We start from the raw sequence: 18,712 nt of genomic DNA on the forward strand, positions 1-18,712 counted from the left end.
ACTAGCGCCATTACCAGGGTGATGAAAGCATAGTTCGCAGATTTTTTAGTCATTTTCCCTACCGGTTATATTGGGGCAGTTTTAATCACAGAATATCGCCCGCGCCCCGCTGCCAGCAACGCAAAGGCAGCCTGGCTCGCCCCCTAGGGACTGCTACTAATGCAAGAGCAGTATTCCGCCGGTGAAACAAACAACTACCACGAAAACGAGCAGGCCCAGTGACCAGAGAATCACTGCCCGCAACAAATCGATTTCTTTTTCTGGCGCCCCCATCGCGGCGGCCGCGATTGCCAGGGATTGCGGGGCGATCAGTTTACCGATCACTCCCCCGGCGGTATTAACTGCGACTGCGAAGGCTCCCGGCAACCCAATCTGTAGGGCGGTGGTTTCCTGCAGGGAGGCAAAGAGAGCATTCGCGGAGGTACTCGACCCAGAAATCGCGGTGCCGAGGTAGCCAATCAGTGGGGACAAGACCAGGAAGAAAGTTCCGGTGCTGGCCAGCAAAGTTCCGATGGTCAAAACCATGCCAGAGATGTTCATCAGGTACGCCAGAGCCATCACTTCTAAAATGGTGGCCGTCGAAAAACGCATAGAAACGATGGCGGCCCCCAGTTCTTTTAACACCCGCTTAGCCCCCAAGGGATAGGTACCCTGCTCATGCAGCAGGGAAAAAGCTATGCCGGTAATAATCGCGGAGACCGCAATCAGGATTCCCGGTTGGGAAAGGATGGGGATGATCACGGTGCCAACATGGGAGGCTACCTGGGGGTTATCGGCGCTCGCTACCTTCCCGGCCAGAGCCGGCCAGCTAACTTGCACGTCGGTAGCACTTAGGCTTTTCGCAAACAGGGGCACCATCCGCCCTAGAGACAAAATTGCAATCACCGAAACATAGGGCAGCACCGCCATCGCTATCCGTCCTATGTGCAGATCAGTGGGCTTTTCAGTCAGGAACTCTTCCGGAATCGGAGGACGATAGATCAGCACCATCAGCCACACCACCAGGAAAGTTACTATCGGAGGGAGCACTCCACCTAACTCGAAGGACACAAAACGCAGCGTCAGGAACTGACCTAACCCTTCTACCAGCCCCATCACCAGAGCTAGAGGAAATAGTTGCCGAAAATTCTGCCTGTCTATCAGCACAATAAGGACGAAGGGAATCACCAAAGCAACCGCCGGCTCCGTCAAAGACACATATCTCGCAATCTCGGCTGCGTTTTCGTTTAAGTGATGCCCCCTCATGAGGGCGGCGGCAGTGGTGATCGGCACCCCGAAAGCCGCATAGGCTACCGGGGAAGTATTTGCCACCAGGGCGATCATCGCAGCTTTTATCGGTTTAAACCCCAGTCCTATTAGCAGAGCAGCGACAATCGCTACCGGCACCCCGAAACCAGACAGCCCCTCGAGCAGGCCTCCGAAACAGAGAGCGATCAGCATGGTTTGAATCCGTAAATCCCCGTTTCCCACCGCCGAGAAAACTTTGCGCAAATCAGTTTCGCGTCCGGTGGCCTGCATTAAGCGGTGCAGCCACACCGCCGCAATCACAATCACAATGATCGGGATTAGACCTTTTAAAGCCCCTAGTAGGCTCGCAGATATAGCCATAGTCACCGGCATTTTGAACCCGGCGATGGCAACGATTAGACCCGTAGCTAAAGCAATCAAACCTGACAGATGCGAACGCATCCTAAACGCCCCTACCAGGATGAAAAATACCACTATCGGTAGCGCTGCTACCAGAGCAGATAGCCAGAGTCTGCCCCCCACAGCGGTAACGTCAGGTACAAACATTTCCTTGCTCCTTTTCGTGATACTTTGTGATTTTAGCTACCGGAAACAAACGTTGAAAATAGCGGAGCCATTATTAGTAGAAAAATCACGCCCGAAAGATTATTTTTTACAGTGACTCCAGCCCTCCTCACCCTGCGTCTTTGTGTCCTTTAGTGCTCTTTAACTGCAGGAATAAGAATCTAGGTTGGTTAAAAGCAGCCTGGGATCCCACAACTTTCTTACCCGGCCTTCTGCTCACATACTGGACACTTGCTGGGTACCTGCCGCCCCGATTTACTACCGCGGCAAGGGCGGCGAATTTGTTTAGTAAATAATGCTTGCACCCGCGAGGGTGTCTGCGTAATATGCACTTCGTGGCTAGAACACAACGCCATTACTTTAACTATGCGGCGGTTATTTTATCGGGGTTCCTCATCGCCCTGCTGATAGGCACTTGCCTGTTGATGCTACCGGTATCAACTGTGCATGTCGGGGGGATCCCCTTACTACCTGCCCTATTTACCGCCACTTCGGCTCTGTGCGTTACCGGGTTAACCATTGTGGACACCGCCACCTACTGGACAGATTTCGGCAAAGTCGTAATCTTGGTACTCATCCAAGTGGGCGGTTTTGGAGTAATGAGCTTTGCGGCGGTGCTCGCCCAAGCAGTGATCCGCCGAGAAAGCCATGGCGCCAAACTAGCCTCCGCCGCTGAGCGGCGCAGCGGCAGCGGCAGAATCCGTACCCTGCTGCGACGGGTTCTGGGCACTTCCCTCTTGATTGAGCTATTCGCCGCCATTCCGCTAACGATTCGTTTCCTGTCCCTAGGGTATTCGCTGCCGCGCGCCCTCTGGCATGGGGTATTTCATGCAGTTTCGGCTTTTAATAATGCAGGCTTTGCCCTCTATTCGGACAATATGTCTTCCTTTGTGGGCGATTGGGGAATATGTTTACCCCTGATAGTAGCGATCATTATTGGGGGTTTGGGCTTCCCCGTCCTCTTCCAGCTTCGCACCAGTCTGCTAAAACCTTATCGCTGGTCACTTCATACTCGCATGGTGTTAGCTGGCACCGCAGGTCTGCTAGTATTTTCTTCCTTGATCGTTACTGCTTTTGAGTGGCATAACCCCAAGACCTTGGGCAAGCTCCCTGCTCTAGATGCGATTTTGGCTGGAATATTTCAAGCGGTGCAAACCCGTACCACCGGTTTTAACTCGATTGATATTGGGCAGATGCATGAATCCACCCTGTTTGCGATGGATACCTTTATGTTTATTGGCGCTGGACCGGCCGGAACTGCCGGCGGTATCAAGATAACGACTTTGTTTGCTCTGCTAGCTATCGTGGCTGCGGTTATTCGCGGTCGGCGGCAAGCAGTGGTCTTTGGTAAAAGCATCTCAGCTGACGTGGTGCACCAAGCGGTAGCGGTAGTGGTATTGGCCTTTTTCTTGGTAGCTACCGACACCATCGCCATCCTATTTTTATCCCCCTTCAATTTGTCCCAAACCCTATTTGAAGTGCTCTCGGCATTTGGGACTGTGGGGTTATCAACTGGGATAACCCCACAACTTAACGATCCTTCGCAACTAATCCTGATAACTTTGATGATTATTGGACGCCTAGGTCCGATTACGGTTGCTACCGCACTCGCTTTCGCACCTAGCGCCTCGCAGATTTCCTTCCCCACAGAAAGGCCGATCATTGGTTAACTTCTCAAAACCTAGTTACGCGGTTCTTGGATTAGGACGCTTCGGCAGCGCGGTAGCTCGCGAACTGATGTCCGACTATGCCGTGGTTATCGGTATCGATTTAAATGAGACGGTGGTGAACCGCAATAACGGTATCTTGAGCCAAGTGGCGCAAACCGATGCCACCGATATTGCCTCCATTACCGAACTGGGCGTCGCTGATTGTGATGGCGTAGTAGTCGGTATCGGCGGCCCCCACGTGGAGGCGTCTATCCTCGCCTGCTCCCTGCTCACCGATATGGGGGTTAAGAATCTGTGGGCAAAGTCCTCCGGGACTGCTCACGGCCGTATCTTGGAACAAATCGGGGTGCCTCATATTGTGCATCCTGAAGTAGCCATGGGGCGGCGGATAGCCCACCTGGTACGGGGAGTAAACCTGGACTACGTGGAGCTATCTGCCGGAACCGCCATCGTAAGAACTATTCTGCCTCCGTCCGCGGTCGGGCCTCTTGATGAGGTCGATCTTTGGAACCGGTATGGGGTAAAGATCGTAGCGGTGCTGCGAGAAAACCAATGGCAACCGGTACTGCAAGACATCGAACTTACCGAGGGCGACCAAGTACAAATTTACGGTAGCGCGAGGCAGGTAGAAAAGTTCGCCCGCCTCGCTCCCCGCCCCTAGCGGCCTCAGAGAAACCAGATTTAACGCCCTCATGAGTGCAGGTCATTTCCCTGCCTTGCCTAGCGACTCCAACCGGATGAATAGTCATGTCTTCTGGCTTAAGGAAGGGATTTCAAAGCGATTCGCTTGCCCCGTGTCCTACTTATTTGTCATTGAAATGAACTCCTCGTTCACTCGTTTAGAGAACCTGAAACCCAACTTATCTATGCATATCGCCATATAATCAAGTAAGAATCATGGTTTAGAGCTTTGAATCATGTATCTTTCACCCCGTCCGACCATCACGGAGGATTCCATGGAACTAAAACTAAATGAAATAGTCTCGAACGCTGATGCGTTCAAGAGCAAGAACATCGCTCTGCCAAGTTTTGACGTTGCCAAGATGCAAGCAGACGCTAAGGAAAACCCGCGCTGGGTTCACTTTGGTCCGGGAAACATCTTCCGGATATTTTTAGCGCGCATGGCAGACGATATGTTAGCTGACGGCGAGTTTTGGCCGATTACCACCGCGGAGTCTTTTGCTGTCGAAGAAATGAAACGACAGCTTTGGGACCATGATCTCTTGACCTTAAGCGTCATCTTGCACCCCGATAATCGTCGCGATCTACGCGTCATTGCCGGTATAGGGGAAGCCATCGTGTGTTCAGAAAAATTCGAGCGCCTGCTTGAAATTTTCGCCGATCCGCAAATGTCCACCGTAACCTTCACTATTACCGAAAAGGGATACGCGATTCGCGATGCCCAGGGCGAATTTCTGCCCGGCGTCCGGGAAGGACTAGCAGCCCCCGCCATAGCGGCGCACTCAAATGCCATGGTCTTGCTCACCGGCTTGTTGCTGCATCGTTATAACGAGGGCGCGGCCCCTATCAATCTACTCAGTTGCGACAACCTGGTTGATAACGGAGTTACCTTGCGTAATACAGTGTTAACTATCGCGAAGGAACGACTGAAGAATGCCAGTGTAACCAATGATTTTGTGGAGTGGTTGGAAGACCGTACAAAGGTTAGTTTCCCCGTCAGCGTGATTGACAAGATCACTCCTCGTCCTACCGAACCGGTATCTAAATACTTAAGCGAACTTGGTTTCAGCGATATGGGGCTTGAAGTTATAAACCGTACCGAAGTTGCGGGATTTGTTAACTCTGAGCCCGTCGAATACCTGATTCTTGAAGATGCGTTTGCCGCTCCGCGACCTCCTTTTGAAAAATATGGAGCCCATGTAGTTGATCGCGAAACGGTAGATAAATTCGAGCGCATGAAGGTTACCGGGTGCCTGAACCCGCTGCATACAGCACTGGCGATTATCGGGGTTTTGCTCGGGTTGGAAACGGTAGATCAGGGGGTAACGGATCCTACTGTGAGGGCGCTGGTAGACACCTTAGGCTATAAAGAGGTCATGCCGGTAGTCGCCGACCCGAAGATAGTCAAACCCGCGGATTTCATCGATGAAGTGCTTAACATTCGCTTTGCCAATAAAGCCTTGCCGGATTCCTTGATGCGGGTGGCTACTGACACCTCCCAGATAATCTCGATTCGTTTCGGTGAAACTGTCAAAGAATACATTGCACGCGATATGGACTTGGACAACCTAGTTGCGATTCCACTATTTTTCGCCAGCTGGTGCCGTTACCTGCTGGGGATTCGCGATGATGGAACGCCTTTTGATTTTGCTCCGGATCCGCTGGTAGATGAGTTGCACAGGCATTTTGCCGATATAACTCTCGGATCTGAATTCGATGTCCATCAATTACTGGAACCGATTTTGTCGAATTCGACCATGTTCGGGGTAGACCTGAGCAACACTGCTCTAGCGCCCCGGATTGAGCAATACTTCTGGCAGATGACCCGCTCTACTGGCGTCTTGCGCGATATTATCGAGCGCGAATTTAAAGATTAGATCGGATCCCAGCACTTTGCCCACCTCTATTGAAAAGAGGTGGGCAAAGTTATATCCATCTGCGTCCCCCCCCCTGCCGGGAACATCAAGCCTGACTGACAAAATCCGCCGCGAAATTGACGGAGTCATCGCCACCATCATGGCTTGGATAGGGTAACCGGATGTGCTAACAGCCCAAAAAGTGGCGCAGTTTATGATTCGCGGAGACTGTTGTTGCTGTGAGGCGGCCAAGGAAAAATGCGATTAACGCGGGCAGCGTATTGGGTGTATTCATCCCCGAATTCATTTTCTAGCCAGCGTTCTTCAGTGCGTTTCATCAAAATAGTCAAAGCCATCCAATAGATGAACGGTAGGGATAGTAGCCACCAGTTCGCTTGCACGAGCAGCAGTCCGCAGTTCAATAGCAGGAAGGAAGCATACACCGGATGCCTAACCCAGGCGTATATCCCGCTAGTCATTAACTGACCAGTTTTAACGCTTTCTACCATGCGAGAGCCAAAAACAGCTGAAACCCATACGATTACGGCGATCACCATCAAAACCAGACCCGCCGCAATCATGAGGTTACGTACCAAACTATTTCCGATAGTTCCACTTGCGATCCCGCCTAAAAATTTGAAAATACTCGCTGCAATCGTGGCAGCGAAAATACCCGAAACATACAACGGACCTACACCTAACACAGGCAGATGAGAAGTTCCGGTTTTACTCATACAGCTATTTTCGCATGACCTCAACAAAGTATCCATGGGAGTGAAATGAGGCGTACTGGGTTTTGTTCCCTTCCGAATGCGCGGAACAAAACCCAAGACACTTCACAGCAACGGAGAGGGTTGTCAATTCAGTTCCTGATTCTCTTTTAGCCAAAAACTACTTATCGAGGCGTTAGCAGCATTTCGGTTGCATTAGCGATCATCTTGATGGCAAGCAAAACTTAGCCAAGTTTGAATCACACAACAAATCATAGTGACGCTGTGTGGCGTCGATGATAGCAATCAGTGCTTTAGGCGTTGGACGGTGCCAATCGCCGCCGCATAGCAGATTCGAAGTGGTCAGCCTCTAGCCCGGCAACAAGGTGCCAAACCCCAGGCGAGACCGCTATCGCAGCAGGCAAACCAGCCTTGCGCAAAGCCTCCACATCGACCTTCGAGGAATCTGCGACAGTGACCCGCAGCCGTGTTTCAGCTAGCAGCTCAACATTTTCGATATTGTCCTCGCCGCCGAGCGCCTCGATCCACTGTTTCGCCTGGTTGGTTTCTACGTCCGTGACGACGATAACCTCTGGCTCGCTCTGGACGGCATCCAAGTCTTTACCGGCCTTAGCTGCTTGACGCTGCTCAGGAGTGCGGTAATCGGTAATGAGAATAGCCAAGAAGGATGTGACAAACGCTAAGACAATAGCCACCACGTAAATCCACATTGGCTTGAATACTGGGATCGTCAAAATCGAGGTGAAAACAAAGGCATTCGTTTGCAGACCGGCGCTGCCAGTAATCATGGACAACACGCCGATAGTAATGCCGCCAGCCAAACAGCCGGCAATCATTCTCGGATAAATCCGCTTGTAGCGCAAGTGAATACCGTAGAGAGACGGCTCAGAGATACCGCCTAGCAGACCAGCCGCTAAAGCACCGGTTGCCGTTTGCCGCATGATTTTTTCTTTATCTCTAATCGCTATTACCAGCACTCCGGCAGTAGCACCAAAACAGGCAAAGTTCCATGCGCCCATCGGTCCTTGAATAAAGTCGTAACCCAAGGTATTAATATTGGCAAGCATTAAAGCATTTAACGGCCAATGCAAACCGAGAGGCACCAAGAACGGATACAGCAACGGAATCAAAATGGCGAATACCACCGGCGCATTTGTATTTAACCATCCAAGTCCACTACCTAGACCGGTACCGATCCATACCCCAAGTGGACCAATCAGGAAAGCGGTTACTGGAATCATCACCAGCATCGACAAGAATGGCACGAAGACTATATGCAGACTTTCTGGAATCACTTTCTGCCACAGTTTATAAACTGGAGCTAACACTGCAACCATGATTAACGGGACGAAAACCTGTCCACCGTAGGAATTTAGCTGCATACTCAACCCGAAAACTTGGGCGACACAACTTTCAGTGCCTAAGGCTTGATTTGTAGTACACACCGTGTCTGCTGATTTAGCAAGACTGAGAAATTCTGGCGTCATTACTGCCGCCATAACGGACGTACCTACCCAAGGGTCAACGTTGAGTTTCTTCGAGGCATTATAGGCAACCATCAATGGCATGAAATAGAACACCGAACGCCACATCGCGTCCACGAAAACCCAGGTCGCTGTTTTATCTGTAGCACGCGAATCGACAATTCCTAATGCATCCAAAACGGCTACTACCGCTAGTACTAAAGAGGCGCCTAACAGCACCCCAAGCATAGGTCGGAAACTATCGGATAGATATTCGAAAAAGTTATCTATCCAGGCAGCTTTGCCACGAATACCACCAGCGCGAGCCGCAGCCTTTATATCGGCGTCAGACATTTCTCCATCAGCAGCCGGTGCTTTACGGTTAGCCATTTCGGGCAAGCTATTGATCTCGTTGAATACGGTAGCCACACCGCCACCACAAATAACCTGGTAACGGTCACCAGATTGGGGCACTGCACCCATTACACCTTTGACTTGTTCAACTTTGGCGCTATCAACCAGTTTGGCGTCGTAAAGCTCGAAACGTAGCCGGGTGGCACAGTGAGTTAGGGATTTGATATTTGTTGATCCGCCAAGGGCGGCAACGATTTCTGCTGCACTGGACATTGTTAGTCCTCCTCTAACGGGACGAGATCACGAACTTCTTGAGCGGTTGTCTTGCGCTGCGCGCTTTGCGCCAATGATTTGCACCGATCGTACGAGTTAGCTCGAACTTGAGCCTTGACGGATGCGATAGCTGGTAAAGAACAGCTCAGCTCGTCCACTCCTAGGCCAAGAAGCAACGGCACTGCCTGCTCGTCTGAGGCAGCACCGCCACAAACCCCTATCCAGCGGTCATAACGGTGAGCAGCTTCGGCAGCCCGGCCGATAAGCGACAACACCGCTGGATTGAGGGCATCAATTTGGGGAGCGAGCATCGGGTGACCACGATCCATCGCCAGAGTATATTGCGTCAAATCATTCGTACCGACACTAAAAAAGTCCGCCTCGCGAGCGAATTGCTCGGCCATTATTGCCGTAGACGGTACCTCGACCATAATGCCTAACGGCACTTGTGGCACCTTAAGTTTTGCCCGTTCTGCCTCGAAAATCTCTTTAGCATTACGAAAATTAGCCAAGGTGGACACCATTGGGAACATCACAGAAATCTGCGCGCCAGCCGAAACTGCATGCAAAATTGCCCTTGCTTGGGTTTGCAAAATACTTGGCCTATCCAAACCAACACGCACCCCACGCAAGCCTAAGTATGGGTTTTCTTCTGGGGCGATGGGCAGATATGGCAGTGGCTTGTCACCGCCAACGTCTAAAGTGCGGATGACTAGGGGCTTACCCTTAAGCTCGCTGGCAATTTCGGAATATATCTGAGCCTGTTCTTCCTCGCTTGGCGCTTGCTGGCGACCCAAGAAAAGGAATTCCGAACGCAATAACCCAACACCATCACCGCCCATGGCGACAGCTTTCTTGGCGTCCTCCACCCCACCAATATTTGCCACCACCAACACATTGTGGCCGTCTGTAGTGACCGCCGGTTCGTGGGCATGCGCTTCCGCTTCGGCTCGGCGCTCAGCGATTCTGCTTTGCCTGACCCGAATGGTGTTAACTTCTTCTTCAGATACGCCGGTACGCAATTGACCACGAGTGCCATCCAAGAAAACCAGTTCGCCGTTAGGCACATCCAGTGCTGCGGCCTCTATTCCAGCGATCGATGGAATACCTAACCCGCGAGCCAAGATAGCCACGTGGCTAGACGATCCGCCGCCGACCGTAGCAAAACCGGCGATTTTTTCCGGATCCAGCGTTGCCGCGTCGGAGGGCGTCATATCCTCGGCAATAAGAATAGTGCCTGCTTCATGGCTTACCTCTTCGCTCTTTTCGCCAGTGAGCTCCTCTAGGACGCGGCGCCCCACGTCGCGCACATCGTTAGCACGCACGGCAATAACCTCGTTATCTACTGCCGCTAACTGGTCTGCATAGGACTGATATGCGCCACGCCAAGCAAACTCAGCAGTTTTGCCCTTGTCAATGGCGGACGAGGCTAAATCAAGCAAATCCGGGTCAGCCAATATTTCTCGGTGAGCCGCAAAAATCGCCGCTTTCGAGGCGTCAGACATTGAAGATTCTAAAGCCTGCAATTCTTCTAGCGAACGGTCTATCGCAGTATTTAACCGACGCCGCTCCACATGCTTGTCAGTAGCAGATTCTTCCTTAACCTTAATTTCTTCCCGCCGCATCTGCCTGACTTTGCCAACCCCAAGCCCAGGAGAAGCGGAGACGCCGATAAACAAATTCGGGTCATCACTGCGTCGCTTTTTGCTGACACTCTCTTGCTTTGCCGGCGCCTTTTCGGCTGCCGGAATGTCGGTGACAACAACAGTTTCCTCGCCCAAACCGTCTGCTATAGCGACCTGCAACTGTTTGACGGCGTCCTCAGCATCTGGGCCGGTAGCAACCACCCGCACCCTATCCCCCAAAGCAACAGCCAAACCTAGAACACCAACGACTGATTTGGCATTGGCTGAATCTTCGTCACGGTATAGCCGAATCTTTGAGTCGAATTGTTTGGCGATGCTCACTAAGGTGGCTGTTGGCCTGGCGTGCAGCCCGATTGGGTTACCAATGACGATAGCGTCTGAGGAAACAGTAGCGCCACCCACTTCTTCACCCTCAACGCTTGCTTTGACGTTCATAGTGGCTAGCTCATCGCCGACGCTAACAACACCCGTCGCGGCTGGCGCGAAATCTTCAATCACATCTGAATTAGAAATGACCACCTGAGTCAATAAACTTTTGGCCTTTTGAGCCACAAAATCCATATCGAAATCAATCAGCCGTTCACCGCATTTAACCTGCTGGCCAGCCTTGACTAGGGGGCTAAATCCGTCCCCCTCTAACGAGACGGTCTCTAAACCGATATGCATCAACACTTCAACGCCGCTAGCGTGACGCACCGTCACCGCATGTCCGCTGGGCTGGACGAGCACGACTTCCCCATCGCACGGGGCGCAAAGGTGAGCCTCGATAGGGTCTATCGAAATACCTTCCCCAACCATTTTTTTAGCGAAAACCGGATCGGGAACCATTTCTAATGGAACGATAACGCCGCTCATCGGCGCCGACAATGCAAGTTGATTCACTAAAGCTCCTAGCTACAACGGTCCTCTTTGACTTTGCTAATCCTAACAAAATAATTAAGATTTGCACAGCAGTTCAACAAAGTCCCAGATTGTTGTCCTAGCAACCGAAACTGACGTCTTATAGATGAGGTCGTGCGCCTGTCCACTTCCTCAACCAAGCAGCTGGCCTCATCTGACAAGATCGCTGCAGAGAAGAAATACAAAGACCCCTTCTCCTTCACGCCCTCACACACGCTCGGGTTGTACATGAATCACCCGCCCAGAGTGGGAGCTATGGGTAGCGGTATTTGGCGTCGCCTGACCAGTGAAGGCTAAAAGCTTGATCGTAAGCATTACGAATCGCTACTTCAATGTGTGCCACATCATGCAACACGGCTCCAGCCAAATGTAGATTCCAGGGTTAATACCCAAAGTGGCGGGTTAATCCCAACAAGAGCCATAGCTACCCGCTGGAATTAACCCGCCTGAAGGAAATCCACCCGTCGCTAGTGCAAAACCAGGTGGCCAATTAAGCGTTAAACGCCTGCTCTATGCGCTCGTGCGCGGCCCAGATCTGCTCAGGTAGATTCTTGAACTGTGCAAGGTGTTCGCGGCGGTAGCCCATCTCCTTCCTCCACAGTTCGGTGTCGATGGAAAGAAGCTTATCCAGATCGGCGTCGTCACCTTCGAAACCATCCAGATTCAACTCTTCCTTTTTCGGCAAAATACCTACCGGTGTTAGCACGCCCTCAGCGCGCCCTTCCTTAACATCTAGCAGCCAAAGCAGTGCCCGCAGGTTGTCACGGTAGCCAGGCCAACGGAAGTGGCCGTCTTCCGGATCGCGCTGGAACCAGTTCACGTGCGCAAAAATGGGCTGTTCCTTCGCGGAACCAATAATCTTCAACCAGTGGGCCGCGTAGTCCCCTTCGGGGTAGGACATGAAGGGGCGCATCGACATCGGATCGTAACGCAGCACGCCCTCCTTGCCCTCCGCCGCGAAAGTGGCCTGGGCGCCCAGGGTCAAACCGTCGTAAACGCCCTCGGTTAGGTCGGTGATTGCCCGGATAAGCGGCTCCCGGTCCTTTACTCGCCCGCCAAAGATAATCGCGTCAATTGGCACCCCTTGCGGTTCTTCGTAGTCGGGGGCCACGTTGGGCACGTTAGCCAAAGATGTGGTGAAGCGGGAATTAGGGTGTGCCCACTCGTCACCCTTGGCCTCGGAGCGCTGCCGATCGGCCGGGCGGTCGGAAATCTTTTCGCCCTTCCAATCCAGCCACCCAGTAACATCTTCGGGGTAATCCGGGGTCTTACCTTCCCACCACAGCTCTTGGGTTTCGGGGTTGTAGGCGACGTTGGTGAAAAGCGTCTTAGAGCCTTCTTTGATGGCGTCCATGGCGGTGGGATTAGACTGCCAGTTGGTGTCCTTTGCCACGCCGAACGCGCCGTATTCGGGGTTCATGCCGTAAATCTTGCCGTCTTCGCCAACGTGCAGCCACACGATGTCATCGCCGTAGAAGTAAACTTCGTAGCGGTCACCCAAGGCGTCCGGGGCTAGCATCATAGCAAGGTTGGTTTTACCGGAAGCTGAGGGGAAGCCGCCGCACACGTAGTAGGTGTGATCCTTGAGCTTATCCTTAATCCCGATCAGCATGAACTGTTCGGAGAGGAATTCCCCGGAGGCCCAGCCGTCGTAAGAAGCTTGGCGCAGACCGTGGGCGATCTTGCCGAGCAGCGCGTTGCCGCCGTAGGAGGAACCGAAGTGCAAAATTGTGCGTTCGTCAGCTACCGTGGCAAACAGGCGCTTATCCTTATCGGTGCCCTGCCCCAAGTTCTTCAGGTCGCCGGTCACGTGCACTGCGCGCACGAATTCTGCCGGATTTTCCAAATTGTTCAGGTGTTCTACGCCAACCCGGGCCATGCGGATCATGTGAAGAACTACGGTGAGGTTGTCGGTAAGTTCCACCCCGCGAGCCCACTTTTCTAGCGGTGATTTCGGCGGTGCCATCAGATAGGGCACCACGTACATTGTTTTACCTCGGGAGGCGCCCTTCATGCTTTCCAACTGCCGGGCAGTTACTTCCGTGGCGTCGTGCCAGTTGTTGTAGATTCCGGCTTCTTGCGGATTGTGGGTGGCGACGACGGTGCGTTCCTCGCTGCGCGCCGTGTCCTTGTAGTAGGAGCGGGAGTAGTAGAGTCCATCGCCCGCAGGTGCGATTTCACCGGTGGCTAGGCCTTCGGTGATGAGCCGGTCGTCATCCTTTGCGGAAATGACTTCGATGGCAGCGGGTTCGGTAATTCCGGCCCAGTGCGCTACGTACTCAGCTACTGCGGAATTTTCCAGCCCGGCATCGCTAAGGATCTTGGCAATGTTATCCATATTTATTACTCCTAATTCATTACTAATAAAACTTCGGGTATCCGAACATTAAGTTTAGGATACCCGAAACTTTTGAAGCAAACTTGGATTTAAGTCCCACCTGGAATAAATAGGAACAAAACCTGGGACGCTTCAGTATGGGCTAGTAAATCCGCTAATAGGCGAGCCATCTGTGGGCTAGTCAGCCTCTTAGCTCTCCCCTTTTCCCTACCTATGTGTCGGATAGGTCACCCGGAAACTACTTGACCAAATAGGAGGCTTTTACGCTACCCTAATTATTAGGCAAGGCTTACCTAATTAATTATTTAGAAGGGGTATATAACGTGAAAACACGCGACTTTATCAACATTGGCGTTTTCACCGCAATTTATTTTGTGCTAGTTTTCGGCACCGGAATGCTAGGCATTATTAATCCAGCAATGATGTTCGTGGGCTACGCCCTAGGACTTATCGCTAACGGCGCCGTAATAATGCTGTTTAAGTCACGGGTACCAAAGATTGGGGCTCTGGCACTAATGGGACTATTAGTAGGGGTTTTAATGGTAATTACCGGTCACCCTTGGATTGTTGCCCTGCTTGCACCCTTGCTGGGACTAGCCGCAGACTTCCTCTTCGCTAAAAACTCAGCGGTTTTTCGAGTGCTTGGATACGCCGTCATGTCCGTGTGGTACGTCGTGCCCTGGTTCCCCGTATTTATTGATGCTCAGGGCTACTACAAAAATATTGCCTCCTCTATGGGAACCGCCTACGCCGATTCATTACGCTGGTTCTTGTCACCATGGATGATTGTGGCCTGGGGGGCGGGAGTTTTCGTTCTCGGGCTCATCGGCGGAGTCTTCGGAAATTCTCTAATGGCTCGGCACTTCCGTAAAGCTGGCATCGCAAAGTAATGACTCTTCAATGCCAAATCAGCGACCACGGATCGGCAGCAAGCTATCACCAGGATCAGATGACCAGCGTTGAAATCTTAGCAGCCAACCAACGCCACTCCCGGCCAGATCCGCGCACCGTTTTACTGGTTATATTTGTATTAAATGCCCTGGTAATGTCCCGGTTACCCATATTTATCGTTTTCTTGGTAGCAGGTATTGCACTCTCGGCTTTACTATCGACGCGCTGCTATTCATGGGCTCTAGGGTTCCTTGCCGTGGAAGGAACCTGGATTGCTTGCATCTATCTTTTCCCAAAAATCTGGCCAAGCGCCCTCACCGCATTCCTAATGGTTTTAGGCTACTGGATGATAAGGATTTGCACTGTTGGCGGTCTGGCAGGTTACGCGATTAAAGCTACCGTCCCCGGAGAACTCGTAGCCGGTCTTCGCAGCTTACGCATACCGATAGCTATAACCGTTCCCCTGGTAGTGCTATTACGATTCATACCGACAGTATTTCGAGAATACCGTGCAGTAAGAGAAGCAATGTCCCTGCGGGGATTACAAATGGGATGGCGCGCCCTCTTACATCCCCTCCATTTTCTAGAAATGGTTTTAGTTCCCTTACTGGCATCCTGCGCGCGAACCGCTGATGAAATGACCGCCGCCGGCATGGTGCGCGGTTTAGGATCCACTATTTGCCCAAGCACTTTGAAACAGCTTCGATTTAACCGACTAGACGCCCTCTGGATATTGACGCTAATCGCCCTGATTGCTCTCATCCCCTACTCAGATCATCTAGCTATACTCTCGGGCGGATTCAAATGAGAACCTCAATCGACCATGTCTCCTTCGATTACCAGTTCAACCCGGACGGAGAAACCTCATCAGCTCACGTAAGCGCAGTCAGTGATATCAACCTCGATTTCGCTAAAGGATCTTGCACCCTAATCACCGGTCCTTCCGGAGCAGGCAAGTCAACCCTATTAAAACTTCTGAACGGTTTAATACCCGAACTTTATAAGGGTAACCTGAGCGGAGGCACTACCCTTGCCGGTCTCGATACCGCGCAAACAGATATCCAACAATTAGGGCGTACCGCCGGGACAGTTTTTCAAAATCCCCGTTCCCAATTTTTTACGGCAAATGTACTAGAAGAGTTAGCATTCGCGAGCGAGAATGCCGGAGATACCCCCCAAACAATCGCTAACCGGATCGCGGAAGCTGTTAACACCTGGGGCATTCAGCGGCTGCTGGGCAAAGGGTTACGTCAGCTTTCCGGAGGTGAATTACAGCTAGTTGCTTGCGCAGCGGCAGTGGCCGGCCCGCAGCAAATCCTGCTTTTAGATGAGCCCACCTCTAACCTTTCCCCCGAAGCAATCTCCGCATTCAGTAAAGTCTTACAAAGATTAAAAAGCGCCGGCTGGACCCTAGTAGTAGCAGAGCACCGCGTTTACCCCCTAAAAGGTCTCGCAGATCAAGTCGCGATCATGGCTGCAGGACGAATCCAGCATTTGTTTACTGCGGACGGGTTTTTTAGTTTGTCTTCTAAACAGCGTAAAGAGTTGGGGTTGCGCACCCTGGAAAAACCAAAAAATTGCGTTAGAGCCACTCCTGATCAGCAGGCAGACGGTATCACCGCAAAAAATTTAAGGTTCAGTTACGGCAAACACCGCGTCCTCAATATTCCCTCCCTATGTTTACCGAAGGGAAAGGTAGTTGCGCTAGTCGGCCCGAACGGAGCGGGCAAAACTACTCTCGCGCGCACCCTCATCGGGTTAGCTCACCCGGAGGGAGGCAGCGATATTAGTTTTAGCGGCAAATCCTGCCGGGCGGCAGACAGACAAAGACGCAGCGTGCTAGTAATGCAAGATGTGAACCGGCAGCTATTTGCCGAAACAGTAGCGGCAGAGGTCGTACTAGGAAATGACAATCTCAGCGAAGAGCAGGTGCAGGCGCTTCTAGGCGATCTGGGGTTGCAAGGATTATCTGAACGCCACCCGCTGACTCTTTCCGGGGGACAAAAACAACGTCTCGTGATTGCCAACGCCCTGGCGAGCCAGGCAGAGCTTTACGTATTCGATGAACCCACCTCGGGGGTTGACTACCGGCACCTACTGTCGATTAGTTCCCAGATTCGCTCACTAGCCGCTAAGAACAAAGCAATCCTGATCATTAGTCACGACTTGGAGTTCATCAATGAAGTGGCCGATTACCAGTTATTGCTCCGGCCTCTCGATAACGAAATAAACGTGCAACTTACCGCGCCTGACCAAGAGAAACATGGAAAGAGGAAGACAAGTGACTGATCACCAAGTTAGCGAACCGGCAAAAGATGCAGCGGCGAATATCAAGCTGACCAGCAAACAAGGTAAAGCCGCATTACGAGAACTTTTAGCTCCTGTACAATTGGCGCTGCGAGTTGGGCAAGTAATGGCGGTTATATCCGCTATTTTGCGAGTGTTTCCTTTCGTTGCTCTAGTGGGGATCGGCAACGAACTCCTAACTTCACTAGGTAATGGCGCATCCCCCAACCAAAGCGTCATCATATTTTGGGTAAAGGTGTTAATCGGAACATTTTGTGGAGGGCTACTCGCCTATTTTGTGGGCTTGTTAGTTACCCATATTGCAGATAATCGTCTATCTGCAAGTATTCAGCAAAAGATTATTCGTTTTCTGGGGCAAGCTCCTTTAACTTGGTTTAGCGATAACACTTCTGGGCATGTGCGGAAAGTGCTGCAAGACGATGTAAAGAATCTACATGCGCTAGTAGCACACCGCCCCGTAGATTCGCTGATCGCCACCCTAATGCCCATATTTTGCGCGGGTTATACCTTCACTATTGATTTAAGACTCGGACTTTTAGTAATTGTTACGGTGCCGATTTACATCATTGCCTACGCGGTGATGATGCGGGGAATGAGCGATAAATCCTTAGAACTTGATGCAAAACTTGATCAGGTTTCCTCCGCAATGGTGGAGTTCGTGAAAGGCATCCAGGTGGTTAAGACTTTTGGGATCACCGGAAAAGCACACCGCAAATATGCCCACAGCGCTAATGAAGCCTGTGACTATATGGAGGAATGGAATCGGCCAATGGTGCATGCGGCTTCCCTGACCGCCGCCCTCACCTCTACCCCATTGATAGTTCTCTTATTTGGGATTGTCGGCCCCTGGTTCGTCTCCAAGCATTGGGTTAGTCCGGTAGAAGTAGTTGCCGGTTGTTTAATTGCCATCGCATTGCCCTCATCAATTAACCTGGTAACCCAGCTTGCTTGGAATTACCAGTTAGCAGGTGCCGCGGCCAAAAGGATTCTTGATCTTCTTAGGGTAAAGCCCCTCGCCTGCCCTGATCAGTCACTGCATTTACCCCAAGACGCAAGCATCGAATTTGAAAATGTATCGCTCAGCTATGACCATACCCTAGCTTTGGATAATATCTCTTTACGTTGTGCGCCCGGTACAGTAACCGCACTCATGGGACCATCAGGGGCCGGAAAAACCACCCTGGCCAAATTGGCCGCCCGCTTCCTGGATCCCGATACAGGCACAGTACTAATCGGTGGAGTCAACCTTAAAGACCTGAGTAGAACCGATCTCTACCGTCACCTGGGGTTCGTCCTGCAAGATGCGCAACTCTTGCGGGCTTCCATCCGCGACAATATTTCTATCGGGCGACACGATGCAGATGAGACCGAGATTATTTACGCTGCTCGCCAGGCACAGATTCATGACGAAATCATGGCACTACCTAAAGGATATGACACCGTTGTCGGGGAAGATCTGAAGCTATCGGGAGGGCAAGCTCAGCGGATTGCCATCGCCAGAACCCTACTATTGGATGCGCCGATACTCATATTGGATGAGGCAGCAGCCATGGTAGATCCGGAATGTGAAGCACAAATCCAAAAAGCTATTAACCATCTAATGGCCGGACGTACTGTTCTGGTCATCGATCACCGTCCCGATTCAGTCAAAAACGTCGATCAAATCGTCCTACTTGATCAAGGGCAGCTGGTGGCCTGCGGTGATCACCAGAAGCTACAAAATATAGAACTCTACCGTCGCCTGTGGTCGGCATCCAATGTTGAGCTCACGGAAGGAGGACGAAACTGAA

12 protein-coding genes are annotated in these 18,712 nt (G+C 51.8%); 7 read left to right on the forward strand and 5 right to left on the reverse strand.

Annotation, left to right across the window (positions count from 1 at the left end; translation table 11 throughout):
- Positions 1-156: 156 nt before the first annotated feature.
- On the reverse strand, positions 157-1,794 hold the full coding sequence (locus AC1EKS_RS01445) for an L-lactate permease (RefSeq protein WP_481008490.1): 1,638 nt from the start codon (positions 1,792-1,794) through the stop codon (positions 157-159).
- A gap of 353 nt (positions 1,795-2,147) precedes the next feature.
- Here AC1EKS_RS01445 and AC1EKS_RS01450 point away from each other — a divergent pair, with 353 nt between their 5' ends.
- The 3 genes from AC1EKS_RS01450 to AC1EKS_RS01460 all read left to right on the forward strand — a co-directional run bounded on the left by AC1EKS_RS01450 (position 2,148) and on the right by AC1EKS_RS01460 (position 6,040).
- Positions 2,148-3,482, forward strand: coding sequence for a TrkH family potassium uptake protein (locus AC1EKS_RS01450; protein WP_481008491.1), 1,335 nt, complete (start codon positions 2,148-2,150; stop codon positions 3,480-3,482).
- Positions 3,475-4,143 carry a potassium channel family protein gene (locus tag AC1EKS_RS01455; RefSeq protein ID WP_481008492.1) on the forward strand — a complete coding sequence of 223 codons (669 nt, stop codon included), beginning with the start codon at positions 3,475-3,477 and terminating at the stop codon, positions 4,141-4,143. The genes AC1EKS_RS01450 and AC1EKS_RS01455 overlap by 8 nt, the downstream gene beginning before the upstream one ends.
- Positions 4,144-4,399: 256 nt before the next feature.
- The gene (locus AC1EKS_RS01460) at positions 4,400-6,040 is read left to right on the forward strand and encodes a mannitol dehydrogenase family protein (protein WP_481008493.1); all 1,641 of its coding nucleotides are present in this window, start codon (positions 4,400-4,402) and stop codon (positions 6,038-6,040) included.
- 191 nt (positions 6,041-6,231) lie between these two features.
- Here the strand turns inward: AC1EKS_RS01460 and AC1EKS_RS01465 are convergent, their stop codons facing one another.
- From AC1EKS_RS01465 to AC1EKS_RS01480, 4 genes are all read right to left on the reverse strand, one after another.
- Positions 6,232-6,753: a methyltransferase family protein gene (locus tag AC1EKS_RS01465; protein ID WP_481008494.1), complete on the reverse strand. Its 522-nt coding sequence runs from the start codon at positions 6,751-6,753 to the stop codon at positions 6,232-6,234.
- A gap of 290 nt (positions 6,754-7,043) precedes the next feature.
- Positions 7,044-8,840, reverse strand: a complete 1,797-nt coding sequence (locus AC1EKS_RS01470) for a PTS transporter subunit EIIC (RefSeq protein ID WP_481010169.1) — start codon at positions 8,838-8,840, stop codon at positions 7,044-7,046.
- 2 nt (positions 8,841-8,842) lie between these two features.
- Entirely contained in the window at positions 8,843-11,368 is a 2,526-nt protein-coding gene (gene ptsP, locus AC1EKS_RS01475) for a phosphoenolpyruvate--protein phosphotransferase (RefSeq protein ID WP_481010170.1), read from the reverse strand.
- 508 nt (positions 11,369-11,876) lie between these two features.
- Positions 11,877-13,724, reverse strand: coding sequence for a phosphoenolpyruvate carboxykinase (GTP) (locus AC1EKS_RS01480; protein ID WP_481009863.1), 1,848 nt, complete (start codon positions 13,722-13,724; stop codon positions 11,877-11,879).
- Positions 13,725-14,047: 323 nt separating this feature from the next.
- Between AC1EKS_RS01480 and AC1EKS_RS01485 the strand changes: the two genes are divergently transcribed.
- From AC1EKS_RS01485 to AC1EKS_RS01500, 4 genes are read left to right on the forward strand one after another with little or no spacing between them, the layout of a single operon-like run.
- Positions 14,048-14,614: an MptD family putative ECF transporter S component gene (locus AC1EKS_RS01485; RefSeq protein WP_481010172.1), complete on the forward strand. Its 567-nt coding sequence runs from the start codon at positions 14,048-14,050 to the stop codon at positions 14,612-14,614.
- Positions 14,614-15,423, forward strand: a complete 810-nt coding sequence (locus AC1EKS_RS01490) for an energy-coupling factor transporter transmembrane component T (protein WP_481009820.1) — start codon at positions 14,614-14,616, stop codon at positions 15,421-15,423. The genes AC1EKS_RS01485 and AC1EKS_RS01490 overlap by 1 nt, the downstream gene beginning before the upstream one ends.
- On the forward strand, positions 15,420-16,904 hold the full coding sequence (locus AC1EKS_RS01495; RefSeq protein ID WP_481009819.1) for an ABC transporter ATP-binding protein: 1,485 nt from the start codon (positions 15,420-15,422) through the stop codon (positions 16,902-16,904). Before AC1EKS_RS01490 ends, AC1EKS_RS01495 begins: the two co-directional genes overlap by 4 nt.
- Positions 16,897-18,711, forward strand: coding sequence for an ABC transporter ATP-binding protein (locus AC1EKS_RS01500; protein ID WP_481009818.1), 1,815 nt, complete (start codon positions 16,897-16,899; stop codon positions 18,709-18,711). Before AC1EKS_RS01495 ends, AC1EKS_RS01500 begins: the two co-directional genes overlap by 8 nt.
- Position 18,712: the final 1 nt, after the last annotated feature.

The sequence above is a fragment of the Varibaculum sp. C0165D1 genome (assembly GCF_056590355.1).